Origin of the sequence: Janthinobacterium sp. P210005 (assembly GCF_036231865.1) — a bacterium.
GTDB lineage: Bacteria > Pseudomonadota > Gammaproteobacteria > Burkholderiales > Burkholderiaceae_D > Janthinobacterium > Janthinobacterium kumbetense.
This window is the reverse complement of record NZ_JAZARC010000001.1, coordinates 329,224-351,844: the sequence shown is the minus strand read 5'-3', so window position 1 is coordinate 351,844 and position 22,621 is coordinate 329,224. Positions and strand designations below refer to the sequence as shown.

Below are 22,621 nucleotides of genomic sequence, written 5' to 3'. Positions count from 1 at the left end.
TGCGTAGTCATGCGCAAAAGTTGTTCTCCGTGCATATCGGGTATAGCATCGCCACATGACCTACCACACAGACGCGGCGGCAGTGCACAGGCGATTGATCGAATGGCTGTTTTTGCTCCTCGGGCTGCTGATCGTGGCTGCCGCCCTCGCCTACGCGCACCTGGCCGAAGCGTCGCGGCACGATGCGGCCGAGCGCGAAAGGCTCAGCGTGCTGACGGCGCTGCTGGCAAAAAATATCGAAGTCGACCTGGCATCGACCAACCTGGTGCTCGACGGCGTGATCCGCGACTACCTTGCCGCCGGCGCCGCGCCCGACGCCGGGCAAGCGCTGCCCCGGCGCCTGGCCGCGCTGGTCGACGCCATGCCGGGCGTGCGCACCATGCTGGTCATCGATGCAGGCGGCAAGCCGGTCGCCACCAACATCCCGGAACTGGCCGGCCAGGATTTTTCGCGCCGCGGCTACTTCCAGACGGCGCGCGACGCCCCCGATGCGCACATGCTGTACATCTCGGCGCCTTTCCTGTCCTTCAAGCGGGACCTGGTCATCACGGCGGCGCGCATGGTGCAGGACCGGCAAGGCCGCTTTGCCGGCGTCGTCGTGGCCACCTTCGACCCCGACTATTTCACGGCCAAGTTCCGCACCGCCATGTATGCGCCCGACGTCTGGGCCGTGGTCGTGCATGGCGACGGCCGGCAATTCCTGAACTATCCCCCCAGGAACGCCAATGGCGGCAATGTGGACGCGCCCGGCAGCTTCCTGCGGCGCTTTCGCGACAGCGGCTTTCAGGCGGGCGTGCTGAGCGGCGTCGAGATTGCCGGCGCCGGCGGGTCCGCCTCCCCCCGCGTCATGGCGATGGCAACCATCGCCCCCGCCGCGCTGCACATGGACCGCGCCCTGATCATCGGCCTGAGCCGCGAAGAAGCGGCCATCGCGGCCCCGCTGCGGCGCCAGGCGCTGGGCTACGTGCTCGGTTTTGCCATGCTGGCGCTGGCCGCGGCCAGCCTGCTGTTCTGGAGCCAGCGGCGGCGCCGACAGCAGGCGGCCTGGCAGGTGGAACAGGAAAGGGAACGCCAGGCCATGCAAGCCGTGTCCGACAGCGAAACGCGCTTTCGCACCCTGATCGAAGATGCGCCCCTGGCGATCGCCATCCTGCGCCATGGGCGCTTCGTGTATTCCAATCCGCGCTACCGCCACCTGCATGGCTATGCGCCCGAGGATGACCTGAGCGGCCTGGCCTGGCGCACCATGCTCACGGCCGACTCGCAAGTGGCGCTGGCAAGCAACGAGACGCTGATCGAGGCCGATTCGGCCAGCGAACAGGTGTTTGAAGCCGTCGGCCTCGACAAGCAGGGCCGGCCCGTGCCCACCCTCAAGACCAGCACGCGCGTGATGCTCAAGGATGGGCCGGCCACCTTGATCTTTGCCCAGGATATTTCCGCGCAAAAGCAGGCCGAGGCGGCCATGCTGCTGGCGCGCGACGGGGCCGAAGCGGCCAACCGCAGCAAGGCGGAATTCCTCGCCAACATGAGCCATGAAATCCGCTCGCCGCTGAACGCCATCCTCGGCATGGCCTGGCTGCTGGAAAGGGGCCGCCTGGATGAAGAGGGACTGTTGATGACGCGCAAGATCCGCGCCGCAGGCCAATCCCTGCTGGGCATCATCAACGACGTGCTGGACGTCTCGAAAATCGAGGCCGGCCACATGCGCATCGAACAGGCGCCGTTCCGCCTGGCCGAGGTGATCGAAAAGATTGCCGCCAGCATGGGCGTTGCCGCGCACGACAAGCCGATTGAGGTGTGGATCGGGCCGTTGCCCGACGGTATCGACCACATGCTGGGCGACGCGCTGCGGCTGGAGCAAGTGCTGGTCAACCTGGGCAGCAATGCCATCAAGTTCACGCCGCAGGGCACGGTCGAGCTGCTGAGCACGCTGGACAGCCGCGACGGCGACGCCGCCGTGCTGCGCTTTTGCGTGCGCGACACGGGCATCGGCATCGCCCCCGAGGTGCAGGAAGCGATCTTTTCCGCCTTCGCCCAGGCCGACAGTTCCACCACGCGCCGCTTCGGCGGCACGGGACTGGGCTTGACCATCTGCCGCCAACTGGTCCGCCTGATGGGCGGCACCCTGCAGCTGAAAAGCCGCCTGGGCCAGGGCAGCGAATTCAGTTTCACGGTGCCCCTGCAATTGATGCCCGCCGGCGCCCTGTCCTCGCCCGACATGCAGGGCCTGCATGTCTTGCTGGCCGACGACAACGCCGGCACGCGCGAGGCGGTGGGCGCCGCGGCGCGCGGCCTTGGCTGGAGCGTGCATGCCGTGTCCGGCGGCCAGGCGGCACTCGATTATGCGCTGGCCTGCGCCGAGGGCGAGCGGCCCGGCGTCGTGGTGCTGGCCACGCACATGCCGGACCTGGACGGCGAAGCGACGGCGCGCGCGCTGCGCGAATACCTGCCGCCGCAGGACTGCCCCGTCGTCATCCTGGCCGCCAGCGGCGCGCCGGCGACAGCGCCGGCACGGCGGCGCACCGACCCGGTCTATGCCGCCGATGCCATCCTCAACGAGCCGGTGACCGCTTCCAGCCTGTACAACGCGGTGATGGCTGCGCGCCAGCAGCGCGCCAGGGATGCCGGCCTGGACGCCAGCCTGGTTCCGCTGGAAGAGCGCCAGCTGGCCGGCGTGCGCGTGCTGGTGGTCGACGACAGCGAAATCAACCGCGACGTGGTCAGGCATATCCTGTGCGACCAGGGCGCCGTGCCCTCGTTCGCCTGCGACGGCCGGCAGGCGCTGGACTGGCTGCTGGCCCACCCCGCCGACGTCGACATCGTGCTGATGGATGTGCAGATGCCCGTCATGGACGGCTTGCAGGCGACACGCGCGCTGCGCCAGTTGCCGCAGTTCCAGGACTTGCCCGTGGTGGCGCTGACGGCCGGCGCCTTCCAGACGCAGCGCACGGCGGCACTGGAAGCGGGCGTGAACCATTTCATCAGCAAACCGTTCGACGTGCCGCAGACCATCGCCCTGGTGGCGCGCGCGCACCGGCGTCATGCGCAAGGGCTGCCTGCCCTGCCGCCTGTCATGGCCGAAATGGCAACGACCGAGCCGCCGGCCGGCGCGGCGCCCGCCATCGACCTGGCGCAAGGGATGGCGCAGTGGCTCGATGAAGCGCCCTACCGCCAGCACCTGTTGCGTTTTAGCAACACCTACGGCGACACGGTCGGCGCCATGCGGGCGCTGCTGGCGACCGATGCGCGCGGCGACGCGGCCGCGCTGGCGCACAAGCTGGCCGGCGAGGCGGGCAGCCTGGCCCTGCCCGCCACCCTGCATGCGGCCCGGCATGCCGAACAGCTGCTGCACGCCGGCGACGATGCGGCCGCCGCGCTCGACACACTGGAGCAGGCGCTGGCGCACGCCATCGAGGCCGTCGCGACCTTTACGGCACGGACGCCACCGTCCGACCAGGCGGCCGTACCAGAAACGCAACATGGCCGGGCATGCCAATGATAAACTTGCCAATATGAAAATTTGGGAGACGCCATGATCTGGTGCAGGGATTTACTGCTGAGAGCCTTGATGCTGGGCCTGCTGCTATTCGTCGTGGGCGAATCGCTGTCCTACTGGACGCCGGAAATCAGGAAACTGCTGGCCTGGCGCCCTTTCTGACAGTTAGCCTTCGCGGCCATCCACCCTGGCGCGCCACAGGTACGGCGCATACACGCACGCATACAGGCCAAAGGCCAGCGACCAGCAGGCGCCCGCTGCCAGCAGCAGCGGCATGGCCAGCGTTGCTGGACCGACGGCGGCCAGCAGGCGCACCAGCGCGCCCAGCTGGATCAGCCAATACATCGCCGCTTCCGCCCTGCCGCCTTTCAATGGCCGCCCCGTGTGACCCAGGGTGGTGCGCGTCATCATGCCGATGATCAGGCCCGCCATCGAGCCCACCGTCAGCGCGTGAAACGCGGCGCTGGCCGGCAGCAGACCCAGGCTGGCGGCCGCCAGCAGCGCAAAGCCGATGCCGATCCACGCATACGACAGGTGCAGTATCCACAGCAGCGGCACGCCCAGGGTGCGCTGCGGCTGCCAGGCCAGCAGGTTGGCCAGCGAGACGCCGGCAGCGCAGAAAGCCAGCGGCGCAGAAAGCCAGGCTGGCGCGCCGGCCAGCCACGCGATCGCGGCCGCCGCCATGCAGGCCACGGCGATCAAGGCCCGCCGCGGGCTAGCCACCGGCGTGCTGCCAGGCGCGCCATTGCGGGTAAACATGGGGATCACGCGCGCGCCGATCACCGATTCGATCAGCACGATGATGAAGATGGCCGCCTGCACGGGCAGGAACAGCGACAACGGCAGCCAGCCCAGCACGGCCGCATGGAACAGGCCGTTGGCCAGCGCCAGCAAGGCCAGCAAGCCGACGAGGAACAGGTTGCGCGTATTGCCCGAGCGGCGCAGCACCCGATACAGGGGCCAGGCGGCCAGCGGCAGGAACAGCCAGTCGACCAGCGCCGTCAGCAGGCTTGGCCCGCACAGCATGGCCACGCGCCCCGCCAGCCACAGCGCCGCCAGCGCCATCAACGGCGCGCCGTGCGGCGTGGGCAAGCCCGTCCAGTTGCGTCCCGCCGTGTACAGGAAGCCCACGACGACGGCCAGCGCGAAGCCGAACACCATTTCATGCATATGCCAGCCCAGCCCCACGTGCAGGCCGCCCGCCAGCACGCCGAAGTAGCTGGCCAGCCACAGGGGAATGCTGATGGCCGCAAACACGGCCGCCAGCAGGTAAAACGGGCGGAAACCCAGTTGCCAGACGGCGTGGCTGGCATGCCAGGGCGCCGCGCCGGGGGCGGCGGGAGAAGGAGATGGTTCGCTGATCGGGGTGATGGCCATGATGGGTTCGCATTTAAAGATATATTCAATATACTACTTTAAAAGCGCAGCTGCCGCCATCGGCAAAAGGATTAGACGGCTAGCCCGCAAGGACTAGCCGCCGGCGCAGGCTACTTGCCCTGGCGGTGTTCGACCGCGTACACGGCCGCCTGCACGCGGCTGGTGAGGTTGAGTTTTTTCAGCACGTTCTGCACATGGATCTTGACCGTGCTCTCGGCCAGGTCCAGCGTGCGGGCGATGCCCTTGTTGCTCTCGCCGCGCGACAGGCAGTCGATGATTTCCTTTTCGCGCGGCGTGAGCTTGTCGAGTTCCGACACGGGCTCCTCGCGCCGCGTGCCCGCCTGCAGCTGCGCCACCAGCTTGCCCGTCATGGCTTCGGCGATGACAACTTCGCCGGCGGCGGCGCGGCGGATGGCGCGCACCAGGTAATCGGCGTCGATATTCTTGATCAGGTAGCCGCAGGCGCCCGCGCGCAAGGCCGTCGCCAGGTCTTCCGCGTCTTCGGACACGGTCAGCATGACGATGGCCGTGTCCGGGCAATCGTGCTGCATCAGCTGCAGCGCTTCCACGCCGGACATGCCGGCCATGTTCAGGTCCAGCAGCACCACGTCGGGCTGCAGCTGGATGGCGCGCTTGATGCCTTCCACGCCATCGGCCGCCTCGCCCACGACGGAAAAGTCCGTATGCCGCTGCAGCAGCGAGCGTATGCCGCTGCGGAACAGCGCGTGGTCGTCCACCAGCATGACGGTGATCGGTTTATCGGGTGTCTCCATTTTTTTGTACTTTCAGGTGGTTACTTAGGCGGCGCGGCGCTGCTCGCGCGACAAATGCAGTTCGACGGTGGTGCCGCCGCCAGGACAGGCGTGCACGTCGAACGTGGCGTCGATGCGCTGCGCGCGCTCGCGCATGATGTGGATGCCGACATGGCTGTCGCCCTTTTCCAGCACGGCGCAAGCGTCGAAGCCGACGCCATTGTCGCTGATCGTCAAGGTAAAGTCCTGGTGGTCGGCGAGGCGCACCTCGACGTGGCTGGCCTGGGCGTGCTTGCGGATGTTCGACAGCGCTTCCTGCACGATGAATAATAACTGCAATTGCTGCTCGCGGGGGAATGGCGCGCCGTCGACATCGGCCAGCAGCTCGGCGTCGATGCCCGTCTGGCGGCGGAATTTGTCCACCGCGGCGCGCAGGGAGCCGATCAGGTCATCTTCCATCAGGCGGCTGCGGAAATTGGCCAGCAGTTCGCGCACGTCCTCGTAGCTTTCCTTCACGCCCGCATGCAGGGCCGGCACGATGCCCGCCACCTCGTCGAAACGGGCGTTGCGCACGGAGTCGTCGAGCATCTGCACTTGCAGGTTGAGGAAATTGAGGCTTTGCGCGATGCTGTCGTGCAGCCCCTGCGCCACCAGGTTGCGCTCTTCGGAAATGGCCATTTCGCGTTCGCGCGCGGCCAGGCGCAGGTTTTCCAGCGCGATGCCCAGCAACTGGCCCAGCGTTTCCAGCAAGGCCAGCTCGCGCGCGGAAAACACGCGCGCATGGCGGAAATGCAGGTTGAAAAAGCCCAGGTGCTGTTCGTGCGCGTGGATGTGGAAAACGGAGACGGTGGCAAAGCCCTCGCGGTGGCAGCGCAACTCGTGCGCCTTGTCGATGCGGCGCATGTCGTGCACCTTCGCCACCTTCATCTCGACGGCCGTGCCGCACAGGCAGTCGCCCACCTTCAGGCAATGCTCGGACGCCACCAGTTCTTCGGACAGGCCGTGGTGCACCACCATGTGCAGGTTGCCCCGCTCGGCGTCGAGCACGCGCACGGTGGAGCCGTCGGCCTCGAAATAGTCGACGATGCGCTGCATGAAACCGCCGCAGATGTCTTCCAGCGGCTGCGGGCGCTGCAGGAAGGCGGCGCTTTCGTACAGCAGCGCCAGTTCGCGGTTGCGGTATTCCAGCGTGGCCGTCTTGCTGCGCACGCCCTCTTCCAGGTTGCCGTACAGCGCCTGCAGGCGGTCGGCCATCTGGTTGAAGCCACTGGCCAGCTGGCCGAATTCGTCATTGCTCTCCACTGCCAGGCGCACGCTGAAATCGCGTTCCTTCATGCGCTGCATGCCCAGCCGCAGGCGCGTGACGGGTTCGATGATCAGCATGAACATCAGGTAAATCATGCTGACCGTGCCGATGACGGCCATGCCGACCAGGATCAGTTGCGAGGCGCGCAGCCAGAAGGTGCGCTGTTCGCTATCGTGTTCGATCAGGCGCACCAGCTGGTCGACCTGGCCGACGAAGGTGTCGGCGTCATGCTCGAACTGGCGCGCGCGCGCGCTGGAGTCGGCGGCCAGGGCGGCCGGACGCAGGGCGCCGCGCCAGGCGGTGCCGATGCGCTCGAATTCGGATTTGATGGCGCTGCTGGGAGGCAGGAACAAGGGGCGCTGCGGGTCGCCATGGCCGATCTTGGCCAGGGTCTCGTCGATCAGCAGCACTTGCTGGCGCGCCTGCTCGCCAGCGTCGCTGGCCAGCAAAAGGGTCAGGCGGTAGGTCTGCATGCGCAGCCGGCCCGTCTCGTTGATGGCGGCCGAACTGCCTTCGAGCTGCCACGACAGGAACAGGGTGCAGCCGATGGCACTCAGGGCCAGCACCAGCATGAGCAGCAGCGCGCCGACGATCTTGGTCGACAGCTTCTGCCAGGAGGAAAACATCGCTTTAAATTTCATACACCCTTTACTTGGCACCGCACCGTTCAGCCTCCGGTTTGGGCCATAAAACGGATAATCTTGTCCGGCTGCGTGTTGAAATCGTGCTGCTGCGGCTTGAGTTCGATGGCGGCGCGGATCGCCGCTTCGATCTCCGCATCCGTGGCCCCGCCGCGCAGCATGGGGCCAAAGGCGAATTTCTCTTCCTGGCCCAGGCACAGGTACAGGGTACCATCGACGGACAGGCGCACGCGGTTGCAGGTGGCGCAAAAATGCTGCGACATGGGCGTGATGAAACCGATGCTCGAGCGCCCATCGCGAGTCGCCATGTAGCGCGCCGGCCCGCCACCGAGCTCCATCGCCTGCGGCACTAGGCCAAAGCGGGCCGCCAGGCGCTCGCGCACGGGACCGAGCGGCATGTAGCGGGCATTGCGGCCCGTGCTGCCCATCGGCATGGCTTCGATCAGGCGCAGGATGAACTGCTGCTCGATGCAGAAGGCCGCCATGGCCTCGATCTGGCTGTCATTGACGCCGCGCATGGCCACCATATTGATCTTGATCGGATCGAAACCGGCCCCCTTGCCCGCCATCAGGCCATCGAGAATCGGCTGCAGGCTGTCGCGCCCCGTGATCTGCTGCATGCACGCGCGGTCCAGCGAGTCGAGACTGACATTGATGCGGTCCACGCCCGCCGCGCGCAGGGCCACGGCGTGCTTGCCCAGCTGCGTGGCATTCGTCGACAGCGACAGGTCCTGCAAGCCGGGCAGCGCGGACAGCCGCTGCGCCAGCTCCGGCAGGTTGCGCCGCAACAGGGGCTCGCCGCCCGTCAGGCGCACGCGGCGCGTGCCGAGGCGCACGAAAATACCCAGCAGGCGCTCGATCTCGTCGAACGTCAGCCAGTCCTTCGGCTCTTCGAAACCGCGAAAGCCCTTGGGCATGCAATAACTGCAGCGCAAATCGCAGCGGTCGGTGACGGACAGCCGCACATAATCGATCGAACGGCCAAAACGGTCCTGCAACTTGACGCTACCCATGACGCTACTCCTGTTTCTTCCTTGATTGTAAAGGCTGGGGCACGATCTGGCTGTGCCCCAGAAGGCCTAGCGGCCTACGCCTTCCGGTCTATTGCACTAACGGACTGGCTGTGCCTTCCAGCTCGATGCCGGCGATCTCCGCGCGCCCCACCAGCAAGTGCAGATACTGGTGCACGGCGCGCTGCCACGCGGCACGCGACAGGCGGTCGGCGATCTGCGCCTGCACCGCCTCGTAGGCGATGGCCTGGCCTTCGACCCGGCGCAGCACCTGCACGATGTGGTAGCCGAAGCGCGTTTCCAGCAAATGGCCAGCCAGCGCGCCCTCTTCCAGGCGGAAAAGCAGCGCGTCGAACTCCGGCACGCTCTGGCCCGGCGACAGCTGGCCCAGGTTGCCGCCCAGGGCGCCCGAGGGGCAGTTCGAATACTGCGCCGCCAGTTCGCCGAAGCGCTCGGGCGCCAGCTTCAGGGCGTCGAGCACGGCTTGCGCCGTGGCCCGCAGCAGTTCCAAAGGCGCCTCGGGCGTCACCTGGAACAGGATGTGGCGCGCCTCGACCAGCGCGCCGCTGCTAAACAGCTGCGGACGCTGCGCATAAAAGGTGCGGCAAGCCGCATCATCGGCGGGCGGCACGCGCACTTCCTGCGCGAACAACGCTTCGATGCGGTCGTCAAGGCTGCCGCCCTGCACGCCGAGGCGTTCGACCTCGTCTTGCAGCAGCCGGCGCAGCACCAGTTCATGCACGGCCTGTTTCAGCGGATTGCCGGCGCCGTCGTGATGCGGCAATTCCTGCGCGATGTCGGCATCGTCGATATCGATGCCATTGACGGAGATTCCCATGATGTAGCTCCTTTCTTAACGGCGGCGCACCAGTTGATAGGCGCGGCCCAGATATCCAATGGCGCCAAAGCCGCTCCACACGTGCACCAGGCGGGTGAACGGGAAGATGACGAACAGCGACATGCCCATGAACAGGTGCAGCTTGAACACCAGCGGCGCATCGACGATGAAGCTGGCCGCGTCGCCGCGGAAAGTCACGATGTGCTGCGCCCAGTTCATCAGCAAGACCATCATGTGGCCATCCATGTGCGAAGCGGAGACGAAGATCGACGACAGTCCCAGCAGCAAGGTCAGCAGGATCCACACCATCACCAGCTTGTCACCGGCCGTGGTGACGGCGCGCAAGCGCTCATTGGAAAAGCGGCGCACCAGCAGGATCAGGATGCCGGCCAGGCACAGGCCGCCCATCACGCCGCCGGCCGCCATGGCCACGCCCTGCTTCAGGCTGTGCGACACGCCCAGCGTATCCCACACCCAGACGGGGGTGAGCAAGCCGGCCGCATGGCCGAACAGCAGGCCGATGATGCCGATGTGGAACAGAATATTGCCCAGGCGCAGGCTGCCGCGGTGCAGCAACTGGCTGGAATCGGACTTCCACGTGTATTGCTCGCGGTCGAAACGGATCAGGCTACCCAGGAAAAAGATGGCCAGCGCGATGTATGGATAAATGCCATACACAAATTGATGCAAATAGTTACTCATGATGTACTCTCCTCATGCGGACGCGATTCAAGCTGCGCGCCGCGGCTGCGGGTGAAAATGCACGGGATGGACGCCGCCCGCGACCTGGCCCTGACCTTGGCGCAGCAACGGCTCGACGCCGTCCGCACCGGGACCGAAGGTTTCCAGCGCTTCATCCATGTCGCGCACCGGCGGTTCGGCCAGCATTTCGGCCGCCACGGGGCTCAGGCGTTCTAGCAAGGTGAAGATGGGCGCATACGGGCTGCCGTTGGCCGTCAGCTTGCGGCCAATGTGCGCCAGCACGTGGACGGCGTCGCCCAGCAGCGGCGCCGAAGCCGCCTCGTCGAGCTGTGCCAGGAACTCCAGGAACAGGGGCACGAAGTCGGGCAAGTCGTCGCCCACCATTTGCAGGCCGTGGCGCTTGTATTCCTCCATCAGGTCGACCATGGCCTGGCCCCGGTCGCGCGATTCGCCGTGGATATGCTCGAACAGGTGCAGCGAGTGCGACGGATTGCGGTCGAACGTGGCCACGTACTGCTGCTGCAGGTCGATCAGGCTGCTGCTTTCCAGGTGCGCCAGCAAGGGCTGCAGCAGCGCGTGCTGTTCCGGCACGGCCGCCAGCGCGGCGTCCAGTTGCGGCAGGTGCGCGATCAGCTCGGGCTCCGGATACAGCAGCAGACGCGAGAGGATGTGATAATGGTTCATCGGGTTGGTCATATCGATTCCTTAAGCGCCAGGCGCCGTTTTGCGCGACTTCGGCATCTGCATGAAGATGGCCGAACCGTGTTTTTTCTTGCCGAACAAGGTAGGCTCGCTGACCCCGTCCGAGCAGCCATTGCCGAAGCTGAAGCCGCAGCTGCCCTTCTCGTTGAAGCTGTCCTCCGCCATTTCCTTGTGGCTGCTGGGGATGACGAAGCGGTCTTCGTAATTGGCGATGGCCATGATGTGGTACATGTCCTCCACCTGCGCCTTGGTCAAGCCCACCTGCTTCAATACCGTGAGGTTTTCCACCTTCTCGACGGTCTTGCTGCGCATGTAGGCACGCATGGCCAGCATGCGGTCCAGCGCCGAGACGATGGGCGGCTGGTCGCCGGCCGTCAGCAGATTGGCCAGGTACTGCACGGGAATGCGCAGGCTTTGCGTATCCGGCAGCATGCCGTTCACGCCCAGCTTGCCCGATTCGGCGGCCGCCTGGATCGGCGACAGCGGCGGCACGTACCACACCATCGGCAAGGTGCGGTATTCCGGATGCAGCGGGAACGCCACTTTCCACTCGACGGCCATCTTGTAGACGGGCGACTTGACGGCAGCTTCCAGCCACAGGTCGGGAATGCCCTGGCGGCGCGCCTCGGCGATGATGGCCGGATCGTGCGGATCGAGGAACAGATCGAGCTGCGCCTGGTACAGGTCCTGCTCCTGCGGCACGGAGGCGGCAGCCTCGATCTTGTCGGCGTCATACAGCAGCACGCCCAGGTAGCGGATGCGGCCCACGCACGTTTCCGAGCACACGGTCGGCTGGCCCGCTTCGATGCGGGGGAAGCAGAACGTGCACTTCTCCGCCTTGCCGGACGACCAGTTGTAGTAAATCTTCTTGTACGGGCAACCGGAGATGCACATGCGCCAGCCGCGGCACTTGTCCTGGTCGATCAGCACGATGCCGTCGTCTTCGCGCTTGTACACGGAGCCGGACGGGCAAGACGCCACGCACGTCGGGTTCAGGCAATGCTCGCACAGGCGCGGCAAGTACATCATGAAGGTGTTTTCGAACGTGCCGTACATCTCCTTCTGCATGTTGTCGAACAGTTTATCTTTACTGCGCTGGGCGAATTCCCCGCCCAGGTCATCTTCCCAATTCGGACCCCACTCGATTTTCTCCATCTTTTTCCCCGTCAGCACGGAGATGGGACGGGCCGTCGGCGGCGTCTGCGACAGCGGCGCGCTTTGCAGGTGCTCGTAGTCGTAGGTGAACGGCTCGTAGTACTCGTCGATGGCAGGCAGGTTCGGGTTGGCGAAGATATTCGCCAGGATTTTCAGACGGCTGCCCTGGCGCGGCTCGATCTTGCCCGCGTCCGTGCGGCGCCAGCCGCCATTCCACTTGTCCTGGTTTTCCCACTGCTTCGGATAGCCGATGCCTGGCTTGGTTTCCACGTTGTTGAACCATGCGTACTCGACGCCGTCACGGCTGGTCCACACGTTCTTGCAGGTGACGGAACAAGTGTGGCAGCCAATGCACTTGTCCAGGTTCAGCACCATGCCGATTTGCGCTCTGATTTTCATACTATGCTCCTTCTTCCTGCAACGGGCCTTCGAGCCAGTCGACCTTGTTCATCTTGCGCACCAATACGAATTCATCGCGGTTGGAGCCCACCGTGCCGTAGTAATTGAAACCGTACGCCAGTTGTGCGTAGCCGCCGATCATGTGCGTCGGTTTGGGCACGGCGCGCGTCACCGAGTTATGGATGCCGCCCCGCTTGCCCGTCATCTCCGCGCCAGGCACGTTGATGATCTTTTCCTGGGCGTGGTACATCATCGTCATGCCGGCCGGGATGCGCTGGCTGACGATGGCGCGCGCCGTCAGACTGCCATTCACGTTGAACACCTCGATCCAGTCGTTGTCGACGATGCCTGCCGTCTGCGCATCGGTTTCCGACAGCCACACGTGCGGTCCGCCGCGCGACAGGGTCAGCATGCGCAGGTTGTCCGAATACGTGGAGTGGATGCCCCACTTCTGGTGCGGCGTCAAAAAGTTCAACGCCAGTTCCTTGTTGCCGTTCGGCTTGGTGCCCAGCAGCGCTTCCGTCGTCTTCGTGTTGATGGCCGGCTTGTACACGCACAGCCCCTCGCCGAAATCGCGCATCCACAGGTGATCCTGGTAGAACTGCTGGCGGCCCGTCAGGGTACGCCATGGGATCAGTTCATGCACGTTGGTATAGCCGGCCGTGTAGCTGACTTCCTCGCTTTCCAGGCCCGACCAGGTGGGCGAGGAAATGATCTTGCGCGGCTGCGCCTGCACATCGCGGAAGCGGATGCTGTCATGCTCGCGCGGCAGCGCCAGGTGGGTGTGCTCGCGTCCCGTGATGGCGGACAGCGCGGCCCAGGCTTTCACGGCCACGTGGCCATTCGTTTCCGGCGCCAGCGACAGAATCATTTCGGCCGCATCGATGGCCGTATCGAGGCGCGGCTGGCCCTTCGACACGCCCTCGTCGAGCACCGTGCGGTTCACGCCGCGCAGCACGTCCACTTCATGGCCCGTTTTCCAGGAAATGCCCTTGCCGCCGTTGCCGATGGTTTCCAGCAGCGGGCCGATCGAGGTGAACTTCTTGTAGACGTCGCGGTAATTGCGCTCGACCACCGTCATGTTCGGCATGGTCTTGCCGGGAATGGCGTCGCATTCGCCCGCGCGCCAATCCTTGGGATCGAATGGCTGGCCCAGTTCGCCCGGGGTGTCGTGCATCAGCGGCGTCAAAATGATGTCTTGCTGGGTGCCCAGCAGCTCGCCGCCGATTTCCGAGAATTTCTCGGCAATGCCCTTGTAGATTTCCCAGTCCGATTTCGATTGCCACAAGGGTTGCACGGCTTCCGACAAGGGGTGAATAAACGGATGCATGTCCGACGTGTTCAAGTCGTCCTTTTCATACCAGGTGGCCGTCGGCAGCACCACGTCGCCATACAGACACGTGGTCGACATACGGAAGTCCAGCACCACCAGCAGATCGAGCTTGCCTTCGGCGGCCGGGCGCACTTTCACCTGCTTCGGCGTGAGGCAGTCGTCTTCGTCGCTGAGCAAGCCATTCTGCGTACCAAGCAGGTATTTCAGGAAGTACTCGTGACCCTTGCCCGAGCTGCCGAGGATGTTCGAACGCCAGACGAACATATTGCGCGGGAAGTTGGCCGGGTTGTCCGGGTCGTCGCACGAGAACTGCAGCTGGCCCGCCTTGATCTGGTCGAGCGCATATGCGGCCGGCGCCTGCCCTGCCGCCTTGGCGGCCTTCGCCACTTCCAGCGGATTGGTTTGCAGCTGCGGCGCCGATGGCAGCCAGCCCATGCGCTCGGCCTTGGCGTTGTAGTCAAGCAGGGTCAGGTCGCCCGTGCCGCCGGCCGCCGATGGCGAGGCGATGTCGCCCGTTTCCAGCTTTTCGTGACGCCATTGGCTCGTGTGGGCATAGAAGAACGAGGTGCCGTTCATCTGGCGCATCGGACGCACCCAGTCCTGGGCGAAGGCCAAAGGCGTCCAGCCCGTTTGCGGACGCAGTTTTTCCTGGCCCACGTAATGGGCCCAGCCGCCGCCCGACTGACCGATACAGCCGCACATCATCAGCATGTTGATGATGCCGCGATAGGTCATGTCCATGTGGTACCAGTGATTCAGGCCGGCGCCCACGATGACCATGCTCTTGCCGCGCGTCTGGTCCGCGTTTTCCGCGAACTGGCGCGCCACGGTGATGACGTCGGCGCGTTTCACGCCCGTGTGCTTTTCCTGCCATGCGGGGGTGTACGGCACGTCGTCGTCATAGCTTTCGGCCACGTTTTCGCCGCCCAGGCCACGGTCGATGCCGTAGTTGGCCAGGGTCAGGTCGAACACGGTGGTCACTAGGCCCGTGCTGCCGTCGGCCAGGCGGATGGTTTTCACGGGCACCTTGCGCAGCAACATGTCGGACGCATCCTTGCCGCCGAAGTAGGCGAAACCCACTTCCGTGACGGCGTCGCTGTCGTTGATCATGGAGAGCATCGGCACGATAGGCGCGCCGCTGCCGCCCGCCTTCTGTTCCAGGTTCCACTTGCCCGACTCGCCCCAGCGGAAGCCGATGGACCCGGCCGGCGCCGTGATGGCGCCCGTGGTTTCATCAATGACGAGGGTTTTCCATTCCGGATTGTTGGTTTCGTCGAGGTTGTTGTCCAGGTGCGAAGCGCGCAGGAAGTAGTCGGGCACCAGGGTGCCGTTATGCTCCTTGAGCAGGACCAGCATAGGGAAGTCCGTGTACTGGCGCGCATAGTCGCGGAAGTAGGCGCTCTGCCCTTCCGAGTGGAATTCCTTGAGGATAACGTGGCCCATGGCCAGCGCCAGCGCGGCGTCCGTGCCCTGCTTCGGCGCCAGCCAGATGTCGCCGAACTTCACCATTTCGCCGTAATCGGGCGAGATGGCCACGGTTTTCGTGCCCTTGTAGCGCACTTCCGTGTAGAAGTGGGCGTCCGGCGTGCGCGTCATCGGCACGTTCGAGCCCCACACCATCAGATAGGTCGAGTTGTACCAGTCGGCCGATTCCGGCACGTCCGTCTGTTCGCCCCACACTTGCGGGCTGGCCGGCGGCAAGTCGCAGTACCAGTCATAAAAGCTCAGGGCCACGCCGCCGATCAGCGACAGGTAGCGCGTGCCGGAGGCATAGCTGACCATGGACATGGCGGGAATCGGCGAAAAGCCGACGACGCGGTCCGGGCCGTATTTCTTGATCGTCAGCGCATTCGCTGCGGCGATGATTTCATTCGATTCGTCCCACGTGGCGCGCACGAAGCCGCCCAGGCCGCGGATGGATTTGTATTGCTGCGAGCGCACGGGGTCCTGGCTGATCCAGTCCCAGGCCGTGACGGGGTCCATGGTCTTGCGCGCTTCGCGCCACATTTCCATCAGGCGGCCGCGCACCATCGGGTATTTCACGCGCTGCGCCGAATACACGTACCAGGAATAGCTGGCGCCGCGCGGACAGCCGCGCGGTTCGTGGTTGGGCAGGTCGGGCCGCGTGCGCGGGTAATCGGTTTGCTGGGTTTCCCAGGTGATCAGGCCATTCTTGACATACACCTTCCAGCTGCACGAGCCGGTACAGTTCACGCCATGCGTGGAGCGCACGATCTTGTCGTGCTGCCAACGCTGGCGGTAGGCGTTTTCCCAGGTACGGTCTTCATCGACCACGGTGCCATGGCCGTTTGAAAACGGCTCGGCGGGCTTGCTAAAAAATTTCAGGCGGTCCAGAAAGTGACTCATGCTACCTCCACATTGCGCCGCAGACAGCGGCGCCAGGTCTTAAAAAACGCTGCAAGCAGGATGGCTCAAGCGTCGATACAAACAGTCTATCGATGCGCCGTGCCCGGCGGTATTGGCAAGAAGTCGGTTTCCGGCACCAGGAATGCATAGATGGATAGTCACTATTGCCTATGGGCGGCAAGGCGGCGCTGCGGTATACCTGTCGTCATCGTTCAACACAGAGAAAGAGCACCATGTCGATTACCGATTACGCCAGCCTGCTGCGCAGCGCACGCAACCAGGAACAGCCGCAACGCCTGCTGTTCACCTTTACCCAGGCGCAGGCCCAGCCTGGCGGCCAGGGCAAGTCCCTCACGCCCGTGATGTGCGCAGACAAGCTGCCCGAGGAACTGGACAACTTCGAGACATTGAAGGAGGAGTCGAAACAGATGCAGACGCACTGGGACGTGGTCTTCGTGGCGGGACTGGCGGGCCAGGACGGCCAGCCGCCGGCGGCGCAGGAATGCGAAGCGCCCCTGCGCGCCATGGTGACAGCCATCGAGCAAGGCCGCATCGACAGCCTGCTGGCGTTTGACCGCAGCGGGGATTTGTTACGTTTTAGCTGAATCCGGCCAAGGGCGCTCGTGCAAATGCCGCGCGCGCTCTATCGGACACACCAGCGGCAAAAACTGCTGCTGGCGCGCCGAATACGCCATCAGCGCCCCGCTGTCGATGTCGAAATACCATCCATGCAATTTCAATAATCCCTGCTCTACCCGGCGCTTGAGCCACGGGTAGGTGAGCAGGTTGTCCAGCGACTGCAGGATGCTGGCCAGTTCGCACGCATGGTGCTGTTCCGCCGATGAACGGTGCGCCAGCTCGCGCCGCACGCGCTGCGCCACCGGTTCGGCGATGCGCATCCACTGTCCCACGAAGTCCGTTTCCTGGCCTTCCGCGCGCGGCTGCGGTTCCAGCAGCGCGCGGATGCCGCCGCAGCGCGCATGCCCGAGCACGATGACCCTGGCCACTTCGAGCTTGCAGACGGCAAACTCGATTGCCGAACTGACGCCGGGCGGCGCGTCGGGCGTGCACGGCGGCACCAGGTTGGCGATATTGCGCACGACGAACATGTCGCCCGGATCGCTGCCCGTCAGCAGCATGGGATCGACCCGCGAATCGCAGCAGCCGATCAGCAGGGTCGAAGGCCGCTGCCCGTCGCGCAGGCTGTCGTACAAGGTTTGCGGCTCGCTGAAATACTGCTGCTGAAACAGGCTGAAGCCGTTGACGAATTTTTCCAGTTCTTCCATGACTACCTCTTACTGAATACAACGCCCGGCAAGCAGGACTTGCCAGGCATTCTGACGCTAATTAGCAAGGCATCGGCGCGTTTTTACGGGCATAGCACCACCAGGTGATCGCGATGCAGCTGACATAAAAGCCGATGAAGCACCACAGGGCCGCGTCGGGGCTGCCCGTCAGCGAAATCGAGGTGCCATAGCTTTTCGGGATGAAGAAGGCGCCATACGCGGCCACGGCCGAGGTGAAGCCCAGGACGGCCGCGCCTTCCTTGTTGGCGTCGACGATGGCTTGCTCCTGCTCCGCCTTGCCCTTGCCGGCGGCCGCGCGCTGGTGTTCCGTCAAAAAGATCACGGGGATCATGCGGAAGGTCGACGCATTGCCGATACCGGTGCCGGCGAACAGCAGCATGAACATCCAGAAGAAACCGGTGAAGCTGCCACCCGCGCCGGATTGCGGCATGAAGTACAGCACGCCCAGCACGGCGCCGATCATCAGCAGGAACGACCATAAGGTGACGCGGGCGCCGCCTAATTTATCGGAAATCACGCCACCGGCCACGCGCGCCAGCGCACCGACCAGGGGGCCGAGGAAGGCGTAATCGAGCGGGTTCACGTCGGGGAACTGGATCTTGATCAGCAGCGGAAACGCGGCCGAATAACCGATGAAGGAGCCGAAGGTACCCGTGTACAGCCAGCACATGAGCCAATTGTGCTTGCGCTTGAAGATCACGGCCTGTTCCGAAAACGAAGCCTTCGCCGACGCCAGGTCATTCATGCCGAACCAGGCCAGCAAGGTGGAGAGCGCAATGAACGGCACCCAGATGAAGCCCGCGTTTTGCAGCCACATGTCCTTGCTCACGCCATTCTTGACCCAGGTGAGCGAATCGCCGCCCCAGGCGCCGAAGACGGCGAAGGTGATCACCAGCGGCACGACGAACTGCACCACCGACACGCCCAGGTTGCCCAGACCAGCATTCATGCCCAGCGCGAAGCCCTTGCTGGCCTTCGGGTAGAAAAAGCTGATGTTGGCCATCGACGAGGCGAAATTGCCGCCGCCGAAGCCGCACAGCAGCGCCAGGATCAGCATGGTCGGATAACCGGTGTTCACATCCTGCACCGCCAGGCCGATGCCGATGGCGGGAATCAGGAGCGAGCCCGTGGAAATGGCCGTCCAGCGGCGGCCGCCGAAGATCGGCACCATGAACGAATAAAAGATGCGCAAGGTGGCGCCGGACAGGCCCGGCAAGGCCGTCAGCCAGAACAGCTGGTTGTTGCTGTAGGTAAAACCGATGTTGGGCAGGTTGACCACCACCACGCTCCACACCATCCACACGGCGAACGCCAGCAGCAGCGCGGGAATCGAGATCCACAGATTACGCGCGGCCGTAGCCTTGCCTGTCGATTGCCAGAAACTGGGAGTTTCCGGCTCCCAGGTGTTAATCATGTAGCGGCTCATGCTTTTGCTCCTGCAGGTTGTTGGATAGTCGCCGCAGCCTGCGGCTTGAACGAGAAATGCATCCAGACGAGGGAAACGCAGACGGTGCCGTACAGGAGCATGAAGGAGCTCGAACGCACGCCGGTGAAGTCCACCAGGGCACCGAACATCACGGGCAGGATGAAGCCGCCCAAGCCGCCGGCCAGGCCCACCACGCCCGAGACGGCGCCGATATTGTCGGAAAAATCATCGCCGATGAACTTGAAGACGGACGCCTTGCCCACGGCCATGGCGATGCCGACGATGAACAGCAGTACGGTGAACCACAGCGGCGACAGGCCGATATGGAAGGCCAGCGGACCCGTGACGGTTTCCACCACCATCTGCGTTTGCGGATACGACAGCAGGAAGAAGCACACCCAGCACACCCACATCACGGCCCAGGTGACTTTCGCCGCACCGTATTTGTCGGAGATCCAGCCGCCCACGGCGCGCAGCACGCCGCCCGGCAGCGAGAAGCAGGCGGCCAGCAGCGCCGCGTGCTTCAGGTCGAAGCCGTATTCGGCCACGTAGTACTTGGTCATCCAGAGGGCCAGCGCCACGTAGCCGCCAAACACCACCGAGTAGTACTGGCAGTAGCGCCACACGCGGGGATCCTTCAGCACCTTCATTTGCGCGCTGAAGCTTTCGCCAGATGGCGCCAGATGCGATTTGTCCGTGTAAGAGAACAGCCAGAAGATGATGGCAGTGGCCAGCATGGCCACGGCATACACCTTGGGCAGCATTTGCCAGCCGAAGGCGGCGACGATGCCGGGCGCGACGAACTTGGTCAGCGCGGAACCGGAGTTGCCGGCGCCGAAGATGCCCATCGCCAGGCCGCGGCGTTCCTTTTCATACCAGCGCGCCACGTACGGCGTGCCGACGGAAAACGAGCCGCCCGCCAGGCCGACGAACATGCCCAGCACGAGAAAATGCCAGTAGGCGGTGGCGTAGGAGATCAGGTAGATCGGCACCACGCTGGCCAGCATCAGCCAGAAGAAGACGCGGCGTCCGCCGTATTTGTCCGTCCAGATGCCCAGGGGCACGCGCACGAGGGAGCCCGTCAGCACGGGCATGGCGGCCAGCAGGCCGAATTGTGTTTCAGTCAAGCCCAGGCTGGTCTTGATGGGGATGCCCAGTACGGCAAACATCATCCAGACTGCAAAGCAGATGGTAAATGCGAAGGTGCTGCTGATCAGCACGGACGCCTGCTTGCGCCGCATGCCGGGTTCGACTGCCTTGTTACTACTGTTGTTCTTAGTGCCATCTAGGGTAGCCACGATGTTTCTCCATGAATGCACTGGCCGTCTGGCCAGCCGTCCCGACCAGCTTACGTGGCAGAGGGGAAAGGCACTATCGGTCACAGGGTGATTCTGGAAAGGCAATCTGGATAGCCGTATCGGCAAAAGTGACTAGACAGGGAGGCGCCGCACTAGGCTGAACGGCAGGCCAGGCTCGTGCGAACCGCCGCCCTGCCCAGCCTGGAAAAGCAGGCCCGCGGGCAGTCCAATTCCCGCCATGCCTTGATCTGCATCAAGAACATGAAATTGCCTGGCGAAACCGCCTTGCCGCATCACCGCTCTATCCTATTCGCCTCCCGCCGCCTGCATTCCCCAGTAGCGGCAAGAGCTTCACCAAGAGGAGTTACCATGAAGATATTCTTTTTCACTATCCTGTTGCTACTTTTACAGGCGCTCCCGGCATCGTCACGCGCCAGCGGAAGGCTGCCCGCGCTGGCCGCCAGCCAGTCGCAAACTTCCGTTTCCGGCCTTTCCGCAGGCGCATTCATGGCTGTGCAATACCAGGTCGCCTATTCGGGATCGGTGATCGGCGCGGGCATCGTCGCCGGGGGGCCGTATTACTGTGCCACCGGCATGGCCACACGTACCGCGCTGTGCATGGGCTGGATGAGTCCTCTTGAACCGTGGCCGCAGCGAATGCTGCTCGCGGCCGAATATTTCGCCACCATGGGCCTGATCGACCCGCTCGACAACTTGAGGCACGAGCGGATCTACATATTCAGCGGCCTGAATGACAAAGTCGTGGTACCGCCCCTGGTCGACGCTACGGCCATTTTTTTCAGGGATGCCGGCGTTCCCGCCGAAAATATGCTGTACATCAAGAATGTTCCTGCTGGACATGCCATGATATCGCCATCGTATGGCGGCGACTGCGCCACGAATGGGGACCAGTACATCAACCACTGCGAGGTCGACGGCGCGGCATATGACCAGCCTGGCGCGATACTCAAGCACATCTATGGCGACTTGAATCCGCCGGTGCGCAAGCGCACGGACAAGGCGAAAAGCTTCAATCAGCGCGAATTTTCCATGGGCTGGACCAGCCTGGATGCCGATGCCCATGTGTATATCCCCGCCATCTGCCTGCGCGAGCCCGGCTGCCGTATCCATGTGGCATTTCATGGTTGCGAGCAGACCCAGGCGGATGTGGCCGATGCCTTTTATGAAAAAACCGGCTATAACGATTGGGCCGACAGTAATAAAATCATCATCCTGTATCCGCAGCTGCGGCGTGTCGGCATCCTCAACCCCCTCGGATGCTGGGACTGGATAGGCTATACGGGGCAGAACTACGCGTTCCGCTCGGGAGCGCAGATGTCCGCCGTGCATGCGATGCTGACGCGGCTGATGTCCGCCCCGGACTGAGCGCGGATGATTGCCGCCCGCTTCTTCGTCCGGGCGGCAAGGCGCAAACCCGCCGGCGCCTCATGCGATTTACCGGCGTGTTTGCCGGCGTGGCGAGAAAGACGCATGATGATGGCAGCGGCCTGCATGACCGCGCATGCCCGCTGGGCGATATCGACAAGGGAAAACCCGACGGGAAAGGAGCATTCATTGATGTATTACGCAGGAAACAGCGCCGCACAGGGTGACGAGAGCACCGTGCTGGTCCGCACTGCAAGACCCGAAGAGATCGACGCCATGCTCGCCTGCGATGCCTATGCGCAGGCGCACCCGGAGCGTGGCGATGCCGTGCGCGCCGCCGTCGGCCAGGGCCACTGCCTGGTGGCCATGCGGGCGGGCCACGTGGCCGGCTATGCCCTCACGCACGACGACTTCTTCGGCTACGGCTTCGTCTCGCTGGTGGTGGTCGATTCCGGGCAGCAGCGGCGCGGCGTGGGATTGCGCCTGCTGGCCGCCGCCGAAGCCGCGTGCCAGACAGGCAAGCTGTTCACCTCGACGAACCAGTCCAACAGCGCCGCGCAACGGCTGTTCGCCAGCGCGGGCTTCGTGCGCAGCGGCCAGATTGACCATCTCGACGAGGGAGACCCGGAGCTGGTGTACGTAAAATGGTGCCGCTGATCGATCGCGCCTCATCCCGACGACGTATGGCGCGGCGGGCCAAAGGCGGCTATGCTGGCGCCATCGTCAATCAACGCCGACAACATCACGCATGGATTATCTGAGCCTCAAGCATTTCCACATGGGTTGCGCCGCCGCCAGCGGCTTTCTTTTCCTCTTGCGCGGCGCGTGGATGCTGCGCGCCTCGCCCGCCTTGCAGCAGCACTGGGTGAAGATATTGCCGCACCTGGTCGACACGGCCCTGCTGGCCAGCGCCATCGCCCTGGCCGTGTGGAGCGGCCAGTCGCCGGGCAGCCAGCCGTGGCTGGCCGCCAAGCTGTGCGCGCTGGTGGCCTACATCGTGCTGGGCACCATCGCCCTGAAACGCGGCAAAACGCCAGCCGTGCGCGGCGCCGCCTTCGCGCTCGCCGTGCTGGTATTCGCCTACATCATCGCCGTGGCCGTGACCAAACAGGCCTGGCCACTCTGA

18 protein-coding genes are annotated in these 22,621 nt (G+C 64.4%); 6 read left to right on the top strand and 12 right to left on the bottom strand.

The window, feature by feature from the left end; translation table 11 throughout:
- Positions 1–55: 55 nt before the first annotated feature.
- Together VPH40_RS01450 and VPH40_RS01445 are read left to right on the top strand one after the other, a co-directional pair.
- Complete coding sequence (locus VPH40_RS01450; RefSeq protein ID WP_328572418.1) at positions 56–3,499, top strand: response regulator; 3,444 nt, start codon at positions 56–58, stop codon at positions 3,497–3,499.
- A 33-nt stretch (positions 3,500–3,532) separates the two neighbouring features.
- The gene (locus tag VPH40_RS01445) at positions 3,533–3,658 is read left to right on the top strand and encodes a hypothetical protein (RefSeq protein ID WP_257218626.1); all 126 of its coding nucleotides are present in this window, start codon (positions 3,533–3,535) and stop codon (positions 3,656–3,658) included.
- A gap of 3 nt (positions 3,659–3,661) precedes the next feature.
- Here VPH40_RS01445 and VPH40_RS01440 read toward each other — a convergent pair whose 3' ends face one another.
- The 9 genes from VPH40_RS01440 to VPH40_RS01400 form a co-directional block, all read right to left on the bottom strand.
- The gene (locus VPH40_RS01440; RefSeq protein ID WP_328572417.1) at positions 3,662–4,873 is read right to left on the bottom strand and encodes an NnrS family protein; all 1,212 of its coding nucleotides are present in this window, start codon (positions 4,871–4,873) and stop codon (positions 3,662–3,664) included.
- Positions 4,874–4,983: 110 nt separating this feature from the next.
- Entirely contained in the window at positions 4,984–5,646 is a 663-nt protein-coding gene (locus VPH40_RS01435; RefSeq protein ID WP_034781594.1) for a response regulator, read from the bottom strand.
- A 24-nt stretch (positions 5,647–5,670) separates the two neighbouring features.
- Positions 5,671–7,572, bottom strand: a complete 1,902-nt coding sequence (locus VPH40_RS01430; RefSeq protein ID WP_328572416.1) for a type IV pili methyl-accepting chemotaxis transducer N-terminal domain-containing protein — start codon at positions 7,570–7,572, stop codon at positions 5,671–5,673.
- 26 nt (positions 7,573–7,598) lie between these two features.
- Positions 7,599–8,585 (bottom strand): GTP 3',8-cyclase MoaA, encoded by a 987-nt coding sequence (gene moaA, locus VPH40_RS01425; RefSeq protein ID WP_328572415.1) that lies wholly within the window; start codon positions 8,583–8,585, stop codon positions 7,599–7,601.
- 88 nt (positions 8,586–8,673) lie between these two features.
- Complete coding sequence (locus VPH40_RS01420) at positions 8,674–9,420, bottom strand: peptidylprolyl isomerase (RefSeq protein WP_099664216.1); 747 nt, start codon at positions 9,418–9,420, stop codon at positions 8,674–8,676.
- A gap of 15 nt (positions 9,421–9,435) precedes the next feature.
- The gene (gene narI, locus VPH40_RS01415; RefSeq protein ID WP_328572414.1) at positions 9,436–10,122 is read right to left on the bottom strand and encodes a respiratory nitrate reductase subunit gamma; all 687 of its coding nucleotides are present in this window, start codon (positions 10,120–10,122) and stop codon (positions 9,436–9,438) included.
- A 27-nt stretch (positions 10,123–10,149) separates the two neighbouring features.
- Positions 10,150–10,818 carry a nitrate reductase molybdenum cofactor assembly chaperone gene (gene narJ / locus VPH40_RS01410; RefSeq protein WP_328572413.1) on the bottom strand — a complete coding sequence of 223 codons (669 nt, stop codon included), beginning with the start codon at positions 10,816–10,818 and terminating at the stop codon, positions 10,150–10,152.
- A gap of 9 nt (positions 10,819–10,827) precedes the next feature.
- Positions 10,828–12,378 (bottom strand): nitrate reductase subunit beta, encoded by a 1,551-nt coding sequence (narH, locus tag VPH40_RS01405; RefSeq protein WP_099664219.1) that lies wholly within the window; start codon positions 12,376–12,378, stop codon positions 10,828–10,830.
- A gap of 1 nt (position 12,379) precedes the next feature.
- Complete coding sequence (locus tag VPH40_RS01400) at positions 12,380–16,078, bottom strand: nitrate reductase subunit alpha (protein WP_328572412.1); 3,699 nt, start codon at positions 16,076–16,078, stop codon at positions 12,380–12,382.
- A 233-nt stretch (positions 16,079–16,311) separates the two neighbouring features.
- On the opposite strand from VPH40_RS01400, the gene VPH40_RS01395 reads away from it, so the two are divergent.
- The gene (locus tag VPH40_RS01395; protein WP_328572411.1) at positions 16,312–16,683 is read left to right on the top strand and encodes a ribonucleotide reductase subunit alpha; all 372 of its coding nucleotides are present in this window, start codon (positions 16,312–16,314) and stop codon (positions 16,681–16,683) included.
- Here VPH40_RS01395 and VPH40_RS01390 read toward each other — a convergent pair.
- The 3 genes from VPH40_RS01390 to VPH40_RS01380 form a co-directional block, all read right to left on the bottom strand.
- Positions 16,669–17,364, bottom strand: coding sequence for a carbonic anhydrase (locus tag VPH40_RS01390; RefSeq protein ID WP_077403725.1), 696 nt, complete (start codon positions 17,362–17,364; stop codon positions 16,669–16,671). The genes VPH40_RS01395 and VPH40_RS01390 overlap by 15 nt on opposite strands.
- 61 nt (positions 17,365–17,425) lie before the next feature.
- Positions 17,426–18,811, bottom strand: coding sequence for a NarK family nitrate/nitrite MFS transporter (locus VPH40_RS01385; RefSeq protein WP_328572410.1), 1,386 nt, complete (start codon positions 18,809–18,811; stop codon positions 17,426–17,428).
- Positions 18,808–20,052 (bottom strand): MFS transporter, encoded by a 1,245-nt coding sequence (locus tag VPH40_RS01380; RefSeq protein ID WP_328573323.1) that lies wholly within the window; start codon positions 20,050–20,052, stop codon positions 18,808–18,810. Before VPH40_RS01380 ends, VPH40_RS01385 begins: the two co-directional genes overlap by 4 nt.
- A 426-nt stretch (positions 20,053–20,478) precedes the next feature.
- Between VPH40_RS01380 and VPH40_RS01375 the strand changes: the two genes are divergently transcribed.
- The 3 genes from VPH40_RS01375 (at position 20,479) to VPH40_RS01365 (ending at position 22,621) form a co-directional block, all read left to right on the top strand.
- The gene (locus VPH40_RS01375) at positions 20,479–21,495 is read left to right on the top strand and encodes an extracellular catalytic domain type 2 short-chain-length polyhydroxyalkanoate depolymerase (protein ID WP_328572409.1); all 1,017 of its coding nucleotides are present in this window, start codon (positions 20,479–20,481) and stop codon (positions 21,493–21,495) included.
- 192 nt (positions 21,496–21,687) lie between these two features.
- Positions 21,688–22,152 (top strand): GNAT family N-acetyltransferase, encoded by a 465-nt coding sequence (locus VPH40_RS01370; protein ID WP_328572408.1) that lies wholly within the window; start codon positions 21,688–21,690, stop codon positions 22,150–22,152.
- A gap of 91 nt (positions 22,153–22,243) precedes the next feature.
- Positions 22,244–22,621 (top strand): SirB2 family protein, encoded by a 378-nt coding sequence (locus VPH40_RS01365; RefSeq protein WP_328572407.1) that lies wholly within the window; start codon positions 22,244–22,246, stop codon positions 22,619–22,621.